9 protein-coding genes are annotated in these 12,631 nt (G+C 73.1%); 2 read left to right on the top strand and 7 right to left on the bottom strand.

The features are described 5' to 3' along the window. The first annotated feature begins 18 nt into the window (after positions 1-18). Positions 19-1,197: an RDD family protein gene (locus K7396_RS22475; RefSeq protein WP_152105303.1), complete on the top strand. Its 1,179-nt coding sequence runs from the start codon at positions 19-21 to the stop codon at positions 1,195-1,197. A 299-nt stretch (positions 1,198-1,496) separates the two neighbouring features. Here the strand turns inward: K7396_RS22475 and K7396_RS22470 are convergent, their stop codons facing one another. Both K7396_RS22470 and ahcY read right to left on the bottom strand, forming a co-directional pair. Then, positions 1,497-2,111 (bottom strand): hypothetical protein, encoded by a 615-nt coding sequence (locus tag K7396_RS22470; RefSeq protein WP_152105302.1) that lies wholly within the window; start codon positions 2,109-2,111, stop codon positions 1,497-1,499. Positions 2,112-2,279: 168 nt separating this feature from the next. Next, positions 2,280-3,737 carry an adenosylhomocysteinase gene (gene ahcY, locus K7396_RS22465; RefSeq protein ID WP_086719964.1) on the bottom strand — a complete coding sequence of 486 codons (1,458 nt, stop codon included), beginning with the start codon at positions 3,735-3,737 and terminating at the stop codon, positions 2,280-2,282. Between the two features lie 523 nt (positions 3,738-4,260). Between ahcY and K7396_RS22460 the strand changes: the two genes are divergently transcribed. Next, positions 4,261-6,609, top strand: a complete 2,349-nt coding sequence (locus tag K7396_RS22460) for a fructose-specific PTS transporter subunit EIIC (protein WP_174886974.1) — start codon at positions 4,261-4,263, stop codon at positions 6,607-6,609. 404 nt (positions 6,610-7,013) lie between these two features. Here the strand turns inward: K7396_RS22460 and K7396_RS22455 are convergent, their stop codons facing one another. The 5 genes from K7396_RS22455 to K7396_RS22435 all read right to left on the bottom strand — a co-directional run bounded on the left by K7396_RS22455 (position 7,014) and on the right by K7396_RS22435 (position 12,519). Continuing rightward, complete coding sequence (locus K7396_RS22455) at positions 7,014-7,973, bottom strand: cation diffusion facilitator family transporter (protein ID WP_152104871.1); 960 nt, start codon at positions 7,971-7,973, stop codon at positions 7,014-7,016. A 287-nt stretch (positions 7,974-8,260) separates the two neighbouring features. Continuing rightward, entirely contained in the window at positions 8,261-9,490 is a 1,230-nt protein-coding gene (gene manA, locus K7396_RS22450) for a mannose-6-phosphate isomerase, class I (protein ID WP_152104872.1), read from the bottom strand. Positions 9,491-9,569: 79 nt separating this feature from the next. Next, positions 9,570-10,706: an SIS domain-containing protein gene (locus tag K7396_RS22445; RefSeq protein ID WP_086721012.1), complete on the bottom strand. Its 1,137-nt coding sequence runs from the start codon at positions 10,704-10,706 to the stop codon at positions 9,570-9,572. A 75-nt stretch (positions 10,707-10,781) separates the two neighbouring features. Continuing rightward, positions 10,782-10,985 (bottom strand): Trm112 family protein, encoded by a 204-nt coding sequence (locus K7396_RS22440; protein ID WP_086721013.1) that lies wholly within the window; start codon positions 10,983-10,985, stop codon positions 10,782-10,784. 175 nt (positions 10,986-11,160) lie between these two features. Next, complete coding sequence (locus K7396_RS22435) at positions 11,161-12,519, bottom strand: phosphomannomutase/phosphoglucomutase (RefSeq protein WP_086721014.1); 1,359 nt, start codon at positions 12,517-12,519, stop codon at positions 11,161-11,163. Positions 12,520-12,631 lie beyond the last annotated feature (112 nt).

Below are 12,631 nucleotides of genomic sequence, written 5' to 3'. Positions count from 1 at the left end.
GAGGGAGTGGGACGCGGCGTGAGTGAACTCGTCACGGGTGAAGCGGTGGTGCTGGGGCTGCGGCCGGCCAGGCTGCCGAGCCGGGGCCTGGCGGTGGCCGTCGATGTGGCGGTGGCCTGGGCGGTCTACCTCGGCGTATCGCTGCTGTTGTTGAGCGCGACGTCGTCGATGGACAGTGCGGCGGTGGCGGCCGTATCGGTGGCCACGTTCGTACTGGTGCAGGTGGGGATACCCATCGTCATCGAGACGCTGAGCAATGGCCGGTCGCTGGGGAAGCTGGTCTGCGGGCTGCGGGTCGTACGGGAGGACGGCGGGCCGATCCGGTTCCGGCATGCGCTGGTGCGCGGCTCGATGGGGGCCATCGAGATCGTGATGACGATGGGGGTGGTGGCGGCTCTCGCCTCCTTGTTGTCGGCGCGGGGGCGCCGGGTGGGGGATGTGTTCGCGGGGACGCTGGTCATACGCGAGCGGCTGCCGGTGGCCGAAGGGGGGACGGCGCTGCCGCCCGCGCCTCCGTGGCTGGTGGCGAAGGTCGGGGCGCTGGATCTGTCACGGGTGCCCGATGGGTGGTGGCTGACGGTGCGGCAGTACCTGACGCGGAGCGGGCAGCTCGATCCGCAGGTCGGTGCGGCGATGGCGGGGCGGCTGGTGGCTGACCTGCAGGGGTTTACCGGAGTGCCGGGGCCGGCGGGGGTGCCTTCGGCGGCGTATCTGGCGGCGGTGGTCGGAGAACGGCAGGCGCGGGAGGCGCGGCGGGCGTTCGGGCCGTCGGCGGGCGGTGGAGCGGCGATGGCGGGTGGAGTGCCGATGGCGCGTGGAGCGTCGGCGGCCGGCGGGGAACCGGGGGCTGCTGGTGGTCGGGAGTTCTGGCGTGGGGAGCCGGGGGCTTCGGGGGATTCCGTGGGGGTGGCGGGGGGCGCCCTGCCACCGGGGATGGCTGGAGGGCCGGCGGTGGCCGGGGGTGCGGTGGCCTCGGCGTCGGCGGGAGCCTGGGCGCCGCCTGGTGGTGGGGCGGGAGCTCCTGTCGGCGGGAGCGGAGCCGCGGAGCAGACGGCCGGGATGGCGCGCCAGGACGGGGGCGGCGGCCTTGGGGTGCCCGTTTCCGCGGTGCCGGCATCGGCACCGGAGCCGGGGCGTGAGGGCAAGGAAGGCGGCGGAGGAGGCGCGCCGCGTACGGGGTTTGCGCCGCCGGTGTGAGCCGTGGGTGAGTCGTGGCTGACCCGCTGTCGGGGCCGGGCGTGCGGCTCGCTCACGTGAGGCGCGGTTTGTCGGGACCGCTCGTGTGAGGTGCGGTTTGGGGGTGGGAACGGGGGCTGGTGGACGGAGCCGGCTGGTGGGGCCGGTGAGTGGCCGGGGGTGAGGTCCGGCGGTGGGGGGGCCGGGCAGGCTCGTGGTCGAGTTCGGTGGTTGGCCTGGTGGGGGCTCCGCGGCGGCTTTCGGCGGGCTGTGACCGGTCGCGCGGGGGCCGGTGAGTGGCGGGCGGCCGGATGGGGCGGTCAGGGGAACGTCGACGGTGGGGATTCGAGGGATTCGAGTTCGATGCCGGGGGCGGCGAGGACTACGTCGCCGGCGATGTGCACGGTGTGCTGTTCGCCGGTTTCCAGGTCGTTGACCTGGTATTCGTCGGCGATGAGGGGGGCGTTGTCAGTGGCGTGTGGTGTGCTCTTCAGCAGGGCCCAGGACTGGTCGAGCGTGCGGGGGGCGAGGACGGGGGGTGTGAAGGCGACGAGGCGGGTGCGGACGGCGCCGGCGCCCAGCGCGGGGCGCAGCAGGCGGGCGGTGGCGATGAGGAACGCGGGGGACGCGCCGGTGAAGGCGTGGGCGGGGACGTTGCCCTCGGTGGCGTGTTCTCCGGTCGGGTCGGTGCGTACCCAGGTGACGCCTTCCAGGGCGGCGCCGCGGACCTGCCAGGCGGAGGCGTGGAGTTCGAGGCGGAGAGGGCGGCCGAGTTCGTCGAGGGTGAGGTCGACGGAGCCGGTGTGGTCGCCGGAGGGGTTGACGATCTGGGAGACGTAGCGCCAGCCGGAGGGGCCGGTGGCGCAGTGGAAGTGCTCTTCACCCAGGGGGGTGTGATCGTGCGGGTCGTAGAGGGAGTAGTGGCCGCGGGGCATAGGAAGTCAGGTCCTTCGGGCGGCGGCATGCCGGTGCGTCGGGGGCGGCGGGTCGGTGCGTTCTTACGGACCAGGCCCCCGCCGTGGAGGGCGAGGGCCTGGTGTCACCGGCTGCTGTGGGCGGCTCCGGGGGTCAGCGGGGCTGACCGCTGGTGGATGCCCGCTGGATCAGTAGCGGTAGTGGTCGGGCTTGTACGGGCCCTCGACCTGGACGCCGATGTAGGCGGCCTGCTCCGGGCGCAGCTCGGTGAGTTTGACGCCGAGGGAGTCGAGGTGGAGGCGGGCGACCTTCTCGTCGAGGTGCTTGGGCAGCACGTAGACGTCGGTGGGGTACTCCTCGGGCTTGGTGAACAGCTCGATCTGGGCCAGCGTCTGGTCCGCGAACGAGTTCGACATCACGAAGCTGGGGTGGCCGGTGGCGTTGCCCAGGTTCAGCAGACGGCCCTCGGACAGCACGATCAGCACCTTGCCGTCCGGGTGCGTCCAGGTGTGCACCTGCGGCTTGACCTCGTCCTTGACGATGCCGTCGAGCTTCGCCAGTCCGGCCATGTCGATCTCGTTGTCGAAGTGACCGATGTTGCCGACGATCGCCTGGTGCTTCATCCGGGCCATGTCGGAGGCCATGATGATGTCCTTGTTGCCCGTCGTCGTGACGAAGATGTCCGCCGTCTCGACGACCTCCTCCAGGGTGGTCACCTGGTAGCCGTCCATCGCCGCCTGCAGCGCACAGATCGGGTCGATCTCGGTGATGATCACGCGGGCGCCCTGGCCGCGCAGCGACTCCGCGCAGCCCTTGCCGACGTCGCCGTAACCGCAGACCACGGCGGTCTTGCCGCCGATCAGGACGTCGGTGGCACGGTTGATGCCGTCGATCAGCGAGTGGCGGCAGCCGTACTTGTTGTCGAACTTCGACTTCGTCACCGCGTCGTTCACGTTGATCGCCGGGAACAGCAGGTCCCCGTCACGGTGCATCTCGTAGAGGCGGTGCACGCCGGTGGTGGTCTCCTCCGTCACACCACGGATCTCGGAGGCCAGGTCCGTCCACTTCTGCGGCGACTCGCCCAGCGAACGGGTCAGCAGCTCCAGGATCGCCCGGTGCTCATCGCTCTCCGCCGTCTCCACCGCCGGGACCTTGCCGGCCTTCTCGTACTCGACGCCCTTGTGGACCAGGAGGGTGGCGTCGCCGCCGTCGTCGAGGATCATGTTCGGGCCGCCGGTGGGCGAGTTGGGCCAGGTCAGCGCCTGCTCCGTGCACCACCAGTACTCCTCCAGGGACTCGCCCTTCCAGGCGAACACCGGGATGCCCTGCGGTGCGTCGGGCGTGCCGTTCGGGCCCACCGCGATGGCCGCGGCGGCGTGGTCCTGGGTGGAGAAGATGTTGCAGGACGCCCAGCGGACCTCGGCGCCCAGGGCGGCCAGGGTCTCGATCAGCACGGCGGTCTGCACGGTCATGTGCAGGGACCCGGTGATGCGGGCACCGGCCAGCGGCCGGGCGGCGGCGTACTCCTTGCGGATCGCCATCAGACCGGGCATCTCGTGCTCGGCGAGGGTGATCTCCTTGCGGCCGAAAGCGGCGAGGGACAGGTCGGCGACCTTGAAGTCCTGGCCGGTGGCTGCTGTCGTCATGCGGGCTGCTCCTCGAGCGTCGAGGTGGATGGGCTGGCAGTCTGCGGCGCGGGCCGGGGCCCCAGGGATGACTGGGGCGAATACGAGCGTACGCGGAAGCGGACGCACCCCTCCCCCTGGCCGCAGCGCAGTCCGTCGGAGGCCCTCTCTCCCTCGGCCGGTCCGCGGTGCGGGCCGCCCGACCGCCATCAGCAGCGACGTCTGGCACTGGTCACGAATCTACACCGATGGGCCCGGCGAACCCCAGTCCGGAGGGGCCGGTCCAGTGCGGTACCGGCCAGGGAGGGGTGGCGGAAAGGGCTGTGATTCGTGGGACGCGGGGCGCCGGAGGGCCGCGTTCCGGCTGCTGGAGCCGCGTGCCCGGAGGGCTTGGCGCGCGCTGTGGCGTCATGCAGGATGCCTGGCAGCGCGGGAACAGTTGCACGCCCGCGCGCACGTTCGTAAGGAGAACCACGTGACCACCACGCCAGCCGATCCTCCCGCGGACGCGGGGAGGAGTGCGCAGGGGCTGAAACTGCTCGCAGTGACCGCCTGCCCGACCGGGATCGCCCACACCTACATGGCCGCGGAGAAGCTGACCCAGACCGCCCGGTCCCTCGGGCACCAGATAAAGGTGGAGACGCAGGGGTCCATCGGGGCCGAGAACGTACTGTCTGACAACGATGTCAGGGAGGCCGACGGCATCATCATCGCCGCGGACAAGGAGGTGGACCGCCGCCGGTTCGCCGGCAAGCGGGTCCTGGCCGTCGGGGTGGCCGAGGGCATCCGGCATCCCGAGCAGCTGATCGAGCGGGTGCGGAGCGCGCCGGTGTACGGGGGCGAGGAGGGCGGCGGGACCGGTGCGGGCGGCGGCACGGCGCGTTCCGGGAGTGCCGGGGGCCGTGGTGGCAGCGGTGGCGGCGGTGAGCGCAGCGTCGCGTACAAGGCGCTGATGAACGGCGTCAGTTACATGATCCCGTTCGTGGTGGTCGGTGGTCTGCTGATCGCGATCTCGCTGGCGGTGGGCGGTCACCCGACGCCCGAGGGCCTGAAGATCCCCGCGGGTTCGTTCTGGGAGGACGTCAACAACATCGGCACCATCGGCTTCCAGCTGATGGTGCCGATCCTGTCCGGCTACATCGCCTATGCGATCGGCGACCGGCCGGCGCTGGTACCGGGCATGATCGGCGGCTGGATCGCCACCCACGGCGAGCTGTACGGCATGAAGGACGCGAGCGCGGGCTTCATCGGCGGCATCGTCACGGGCTTCCTGGCCGGATATCTGGTCGTGTGGATCAAGAAGGTCGAGGTACCCAAGTTCGCCCGGCCGATCATGCCGATCATCGTGATCCCGATCGTGGCGACGACCGCACTCGGGCTGTTCTTCGTCTACGTGCTCGGCAAGCCGATCTCCTGGGTGTTCACCCATCTCACGGGCTGGCTCAGCGGTATGACCGGGACCAGCGCGATCGTGCTGGGGGCGATCCTCGGCCTGATGATCGCGTTCGACATGGGCGGACCGGTCAACAAGACGGCGTTCCTGTTCGGTTCGGGCCTGATCGCCTCCGGGAACCAGACGGTGATGGGCATGTGCGCCGCCGCGATCCCGGTGATGCCGCTCGGCCAGGGACTGGCCACCCTGATCCGCCGGCGCCTGTACTCCGAGCAGGAGCGGGAGACGGGGATGGCTGCGCTGTTCATGGGGCTCTTCGGGATCTCGGAGGGCGCGATCCCGTTCGCCGCGGCGCGGCCCGCGCAGGTCATCCCGGCGAACATGCTCGGTGGCGCGGTGGCCGGTGCCGTCGCGGGGATGGCCGGGGTGGCGGACGCGGTGCCGCACGGCGGACCGATCGTGGCGGTGCTGGGCGCGGTCGACGGGGTTCCGTTGTTCTTCGTCGCCGTGGTGCTCGGCGCGGTGGTCACGGCGCTGACGACGGTGGCGCTGGTGGATGTTGCGGAGCGGCGGAAGGGCGGAGCCGGGCGGAAGCGGGAGGCGGCTGGGGCGGTCGCTGACGCCGGTGGCGTGGACGGCGGCCTTGTCGGCGGTGGTGACGGCGGTGTGGCCGATGCTGGAGTGGGGGCGGAGGCCGACGAGACCGAAGCGGCGGAGCCCGTGGCTGTGGCTGTCGGTGGGGCTGGTGCTGGAGCGGGCGGTGGGGCCCGTTCCCGTACGGCTGCGGTGGTTGCCGGTGGCCCCGGGGCGGCGGCTGCTCCCGAACGGGGGGTGGGCGAACGTGGCGCGGACGGCGATGGCGTGGGCCGCGATGGCGGGCACGGTGTCGCCGTGGGCGGCGGGGCCTCCGGGGCTGGTGGTGGCGATGTCTCCGGGGACGGCGGGGACGGCAGGGACGGCGGGGACGGCGCAGAGGGTGGGGTCGACGAGGGCGGCGAAGGCGACGGCGACGGCGACGGCGACGGCGGTGATCCTGCCGGGACCGAGGTGCTGTCCGGATACCTCACTGGGCGGACCGTGAAGACGCAGCTCGACGCCGGCGAGAAGGAGGCGGCGATCCGGGAAATGGCCGAGCTGGCAGCCGGCACCGGCAGGGTGGCGGATGTCGACGCACTGGTCCGGGTGGCGCTGGCGCGCGAGGCGCAGGGCACGACCGGGCTCGGCGAGGAGATCGCCATTCCGCATGCCAAGACGGACGCGGTGACCGCTCCGGTGGTCGGCTTCGCGCGGTCGGCGGACGGTATCGACTGGGGCTCGCCGGACGGCACGCCCGCCAGGCTGGTCTTCATGATCGCGGTACCGGAGGCGGCGGCCGGGGACGAGCATCTGCGCATCCTGGCGCTGCTGTCGCGAAAGCTGATGGACGCGGACTTCCGGGCCCGACTGCAGGGGGCGGAAAACAAGGTGGCGGTACTGCGCGTCCTCCGCGAGATCCGTTAGGGCACTGATCGGGGCTGGGTCGCCACTGGGGGAACCACTAAGGAACGGGCGAACAGACGCCGCCGAGGCAGGTCCGCCGAAGCGGGTTCCCGTCGCCGGCGCCTACGGACCGGGGTGGGCCGGCCCTCCGTCGGCATCTGCCAGCGTGGGCGGGCGCCCTCGGCACCCGGCAGCGTGGGCGGGCGCCGTCGGTACCTGTCGGCGGAGAGAGGCACCGTCGGCAACCACTGGCGGTGCCGGCCGTCGCGCCGACGGCATCCACTGCCGGTGTCGGCCGCCCGGACGCCACGCTGCCTGCCAGAGCCAGCCGCCCTGCCGTTGGCGCCCGTCGCCGGAGTCAGCCGTGTCGGGCCTCGGGCCTGCCGTGCAGCAGGGCACGCCCGCGGTCGGCGGCCGCGCTGGGGTCAGGCTCCGCCGGGGGTTTTGGCGGGGTCGGAGCCTGCGGCGGCGGTGGCCTCGTCGTAGATGTCGGGCTCCAGGTAGATGACGCGGGCGATCGGGACGGCCTCGCGGATGCGGGCCTCGGCGGCGTTGATGGCGTGGGCGACCTGGGTGGCGGTGCCGTCGTGCCGGACCGCGATCTTGGCGGCGACCAGGAGTTCCTCGGGACCGAGGTGGAGCGTGCGCATGTGGATGAGGCGGGTGACGACGTCGCCGTCGACGACGGCCTCACGGATCTTGGCGACCTGCTCGGGGCCGGCCGCCTCGCCCAGCAGCAGCGACTTGGTCTCGGCGGCCAGGACCAGGGCGATCACCACCAGCAGCGCGCCGATGCACATGGTGCCGATGCCGTCCCAGACGCCGTCGCCGGTGGCGAGGGTGAGGCCGACGCCGCCCAGCGCGAGGACCAGGCCGATCAGCGCGCCGAAGTCCTCCAGCAGCACGACCGGCAGCTCGGGGGCCTTCGCGCGGCGGACGAACTGCGCCCAGGTCTGCTTGCCGCGCAGCTCGTTGGACTCCTTGATCGCGGTGCGGAAGGAGAAGCCCTCGGCGATGATCGCGAAGACCAGGACGCCGACCGGCCAGTACCAGTTGTCCAGCGGGTGCGGCTCGTGGATCTTCTCGTAGCCCTCGTAGAGCGCGAAGACGCCACCGATCGTGAACAGGACGATGGAGACGAGGAAGCCGTAGATGTAGCGCTCGCGGCCGTAGCCGAAGGGGTGCTCGGCGGTGGCCGCGCGCTTGGCCTTCTTGCCGCCGAGCAGCAGGAGGCCCTGATTGCCGGAGTCCGCGATCGAGTGGACGCCTTCGGCCAGCATCGAGGAGGAGCCGCTGAAGGCGAAGGCCACGAACTTCGCTGCGGCGATCGCCAGGTTGGCGCCCAGCGCCGCAACGATCGCCTTTGTCCCGCCTGATGCGCTCATAAGTGCCGCATGTCCCTTCCGTCGTCCGGCCTTTACCGCCGCTTTAATGCTGCGGCGGTCATTGTTGCAGCCCCGCGGCGGGCGTCCGCCAGGAGGCCACCTGGCGGACGGATTCCGGCGGCCCGAGAGCGCTCGACGGCCCGGCAGACAGACGGCCCCGACGACTCGACGGCCCAGCGGCTCGCCACCTGTCCCGGCACCCCGGCACCCCGGCACCCCGGCACCCCGAAGGCAACGATCCCTCCGGCAACGACCGTGGCGCGGAGCCCGTACGCCTCAGCGTCGCCCTAGGCCACGACCGTCGCGCGGAAGAGCGTGCCCTCCCCCGCGATCGTGAGGCGCTCACCGGGCCGGATGAATACGGACTCACCGGGCGACAAGGCCAATTCGACCCCACCCCCGGCCCCAACGCCGGACCCGGCATCCGCCCCCTCCCCCCGCACCCGCACCGCCCCTCCGGTGCACAGCAGGATCTGCGGCGTGCCGGAGGCGAGGGGGCGGGGGGCGGCGCCGGGGGCGAGGGCGAAGCGGGAGAGGCGGAACTCGTCGATGGGGGTTTCGTAGATCTCCTCGCCGTCCACCGCCTCGGGGCGCAGCACTCCCGCGTCGCCGGATTCGAAGCGGACCACCCGCAGCAGCTCCGGCACGTCGACGTGCTTGGGGGTCAGGCCGCAGCGCAGCACGTTGTCGGAATTGGCCATCAGCTCGACGCCGAGGCCGCTCAGGTAGGCGTGCGGGATGCCGGCGCCGAGGAACAGGGCCTCGCCGGGCTGGAGTTGGACGTGGTTGAGCAGCATGGCGGCGAGCACGCCGGGGTCGCCGGGGTAGTGGTGGGCGATGCCGGCGTAGGCGGCGTAGTCGGCGGCGTACGGGCCGCCCTCGGCCGCGCGCCGGCCGGCCGCCGTGGCCGCGCGCTCGACGGTGTCGGCGATGGCGTGGTGGTCGGCGCTCAGTACGGCGGTGAGGACCTCGCGCAGCGCGTCCTCCTCGGGGCTGGCGCGCAGGAGGTCGACGTACGGCTTGAGGTCGTCGACGCCCAGGCCCGCCCAGAGGTCGGCGGACTGCGCGGGGTGCCGGAAGCCGCACAGCCCGTCGAAGGGGGTGAGGGCCACGATCAGCTCGGGCTTGTGGTGGGCGTCCTTGTAGTTGCGGTGGCCGGCGTCCATCGGGACGCCCCGGCGCTCCTCGTCGGCGAAGCCCTCGCGGGCCTGGGCGAGGTCGGGGTGGACCTGGAGGGAGAGCGGCGAGCCGGCCGCGAGCAGTTTGAGCAGGAAGGGCAGCCGGGGGCCGAAGGCGCGGACGGTGCCGGCGCCCAGTTCGGCCTCGGGGTCGGCGTCGATCACGTCGGCCAGGGAGACGGGGCCCGCGCCGCGGTCGATGCGGGAGGGGGCGCCGGGGTGGGCGCCCATCCACATCTCGGCCTGCGGTTCGCCGGTGGGTGCGGTGCCGAGGAGTTCCGGGAGGGCGGTGGGGGAACCCCAGGCGTACGGGCGCACGGTGTTGGCGAGGCGGTCCATGGGGCTGCTGCTTCCTGAGGGTCGTACGTGGCTGAGTGGTCAGACGGCCGGTCCACGGATGCGGGCCGGCCGCCAATGATCACTCGGTGCCGGCAAGCGCCAGGTAAACGGCGCCGAAATCCACGATGGCGAGTAGTTCAGCGGCCTTCTCCAGATCACTGCCGTCGTCCGGCTGCAGTTCGCTGACGGCGGTGTCCCGCTCCTCGGCGAGCGCCTGGGCGGCGCGGGCGGCGGACAGCGGGCCGGGTTCCTGCTCGCGCAGCAGTACGACTCTGGCGTGCATCGCGGCGGGCTGCTCGACCCGGTCGCGGAAGAAGTCGTCGGGGTCGGCGCCGGCGGCCAGCGCGCCGGCCAGCAGGGTGCGGTGGGTGGCGAGCGCCTCGGGCAGTTCGGCGGTGAGTGCGGGGCGGCCGGCGAGCCCGGCGAGCTCGGTGGCGAAGTGCCGGCCGACGGCGCCGGCGATGGTGCCCTCCGTCCAGATCAGCGGGAAGGAGTCGGCGAGGTCGGCGGCGAGGGTCTTGCCGGGGTTGGTGTACGTCGGGATGGCCGGGCCACAGCGTTCGGCGAGCTGGTCGAGGCGGTCGGCGAGCTTGCCGAGGTCCTCGGGCGGGGCGCTGAGCAGGCCGATCCGGTCGGCGAGCGCGAGCAGCGGGATGAGGACCGACCAGAGGGTGCCGGGGGCGGCCGGCGGGGCGCCCTCGACGTCGAACTCGGCGTCGTAGGGGGTGGTCGCCAGCGGGACGGCCAGGCCGCGGGCCTGGACGACGGCGTCGGCGAGCGGGCCGCCGGCGGGGGTGACGGCGACGACGGCGCAGCCGCGGCGGTATGCCTGCTCGACCAGCTCGGCGAGGCCGGGGTCGGCGGCGTCCGGGCCGGGGAGCAGCAGCAGGTCGAGGGGCCCGGCCCAGCCGGGCAGGGTCCAGCGCAGGGCGCCGGGCAGCGGGGCGACTCCGGTGGCCGGGATGAGGGTGACCGGGCAGCTGCCGCCGCTGAGCGCCCGCAGGAGGTCGGCGACGCCGGCCGCGGCGGGTCCCGGCCCGGCGACGAGCACGGCGCGCGGCCGCCCGTCGGGGGTGAGTTCGGGGATGCCGGATTCGGCGGCGCTGCGGGCGGCGGTGCGGACCCGGGCGCCGGATTCGGCGACGCCGCGCAGCAGACCGAAGCGGTCGGCGCCCGCCAGTGCGTCAGGGGTGTCGAGGAGTGACTCGTCGAGCATGGTGGGCGCGGCCTCCGATCGCCGGTGCGGGCGGGGTACGCCGGGCGGTGCCGGGGCGGGCCCGGCGGTGCCCGGTCAGGCGGAGCTGGGGGTGCCGCCCGTGCCGTCCAGGGCCTCGTCGACGAGGAGTACGGGGATGCCGTCCCGGACGGGGTAGGCGAGGCCGCAGTCGCCGGAGGTGCAGCGCAGTGCGGCGGGGTCGTCGGCCGTCCGGTCGTCGAGCGGGGCGTGGCACGCCGGGCAGGCGAGGATCTGGATCAGGCTGGCGTCGACCGGCATGCAGGGTGCTCCTTCGGGGCGGTTGCGGCGTGGCCAGCCTACCGCCGGGCGGGGGGCCGGGGCGTGCCCGGAGAGGTTTTGGGGTGGCGGGCGGCGCGGATGCCGCGGTCGCCCGCCACCCACGGAGGCTTCCTCCGGTTGTGCGGCCGTCCGGTGTCGCGGGGTGCGCCGGGGCTCAGGCGCGGATGATCGCCAGGGCCTCGTCGCGGACCCGCTCGGCGGTCGCGGTGTCGCGGGCCTCGACGTTCAGCCGCAGCAGCGGCTCGGTGTTGGAGGCGCGCACGTTGAACCACCAGTCACCGGCGGTGACGGTCAGCCCGTCCAGCTCGTCGAGGGCGACGCCGGCCCGGCCCTCGTAGGCCGCCTTGATGGCGGCGAGCCGGCCGGTCTGGTCGTCGACGGTGCTGTTGATCTCGCCGGAGGCCGCGTACCGGTCGTACCGGTCGACCAGCTGCGACAGCGGGCCGTCCTGGCCGCCGAGGGCCGCCAGGACGTGCATCGCGGCGAGCATGCCGGTGTCGGCGTTCCAGAAGTCGCGGAAGTAGTAGTGCGCGGAGTGCTCGCCGCCGAAGATCGCGCCGGTTTTGGCCATCTCCTCCTTGATGAAGGAGTGCCCGACGCGGGTGCGGACCGGCTCGCCGCCGTTCTCCTTGACGACCTCCGGCACCGACCAGGAGGTGATCAGGTTGTGGATGACCGTGCCGCCGGGGTGCTTGGCCAGCTCGCGGGCGGCGACCAGGGCGGTGATCGCGGACGGGGAGACGGGGTCGCCGTTCTCGTCGACGACGAAGCAGCGGTCGGCGTCGCCGTCGAAGGCGAGGCCGAGGTCGGCGCCGGTCTCGCGCACCCGGGCCTGGAGGTCGACGATGTTCTTCGGATCCAGCGGATTGGCCTCGTGGTTGGGGAACGAGCCGTCCAACTCGAAGTAGAGGGCGTCGACTTCGAGCGGCAGGCCCTCGAAGACGGTCGGGACGGTGTGCCCGCCCATGCCGTTGCCCGCGTCGACGACGACCTTCAGCGGGCGGATGCCGCTCAGGTCCACCAGGCCGCGCAGGTGGGCGGCGTAGTCGCCGAGGACGTCGCGCCGGGTGACGGTGCCCGGCACGGCGGCCGGCTCCGGGGCGCCCTCGTCCGACCAGCGCTCGACCAGCGCGCGGATCTCGCCGAGACCGGTGTCCTGGCCGACCGGCGCCGCGCCCGCCCGGCACATCTTGATGCCGTTGTACTGGGCGGGGTTGTGCGAGGCGGTGAACATGGCGCCGGGCAGGCCGAGGGCGCCGCTGGCGAAGTACAGCTCGTCGGTCGAGCAGAGGCCGATCTCCGTGACGTCCGCGCCGCGGGCCGCGGCGCCGCGGGCGAAGGCGCCGGACAGGCCGGGCGAGGAGGGTCGCATGTCGTGCCCGGTCACGATCGCGTCCGCGCCGGTGATCTCGGCGAAGGCCGCTCCGAACAGCTCGGCCAGCGTCTCGTCCCACTGGGTGGGGACGACGCCGCGTACGTCATACGCCTTCACGATCTGCGACAGATCAGTCACAGCCAGCCTCCTGGAGAGTCTCTACGGACGGTCCCAACCTACCGGGCCGCAGCGGGGCGTGCGGGCGGTGGATCACGCCGTCGCGGGTGCGGCGGCCCGGTCGCGCGCGGGC

The organism is Streptomyces angustmyceticus (assembly GCF_019933235.1).
Lineage (GTDB): Bacteria > Actinomycetota > Actinomycetes > Streptomycetales > Streptomycetaceae > Streptomyces > Streptomyces angustmyceticus.
Note: the sequence above shows the minus strand (reverse complement) of the source record. Positions and strands in the feature narration are given on the sequence as shown.

Excerpts from the sequence above, each read along its gene's own strand:
- K7396_RS22440 (WP_086721013.1), bottom strand. The coding sequence starts at position 10,985 with ATGCCGGTCGACGCCAGCCTGATCCAGATCCTCGCCTGCCCGGCGTGC.
- K7396_RS22470 (WP_152105302.1), bottom strand. The coding sequence starts at position 2,111 with ATGCCCCGCGGCCACTACTCCCTCTACGACCCGCACGATCACACCCCC.
- ahcY (WP_086719964.1), bottom strand. The coding sequence starts at position 3,737 with ATGACGACAGCAGCCACCGGCCAGGACTTCAAGGTCGCCGACCTGTCC.
- K7396_RS22455 (WP_152104871.1), bottom strand. The coding sequence starts at position 7,973 with ATGAGCGCATCAGGCGGGACAAAGGCGATCGTTGCGGCGCTGGGCGCC.
- K7396_RS22445 (WP_086721012.1), bottom strand. The coding sequence starts at position 10,706 with ATGCTCGACGAGTCACTCCTCGACACCCCTGACGCACTGGCGGGCGCC.
- manA (WP_152104872.1), bottom strand. The coding sequence starts at position 9,490 with ATGGACCGCCTCGCCAACACCGTGCGCCCGTACGCCTGGGGTTCCCCC.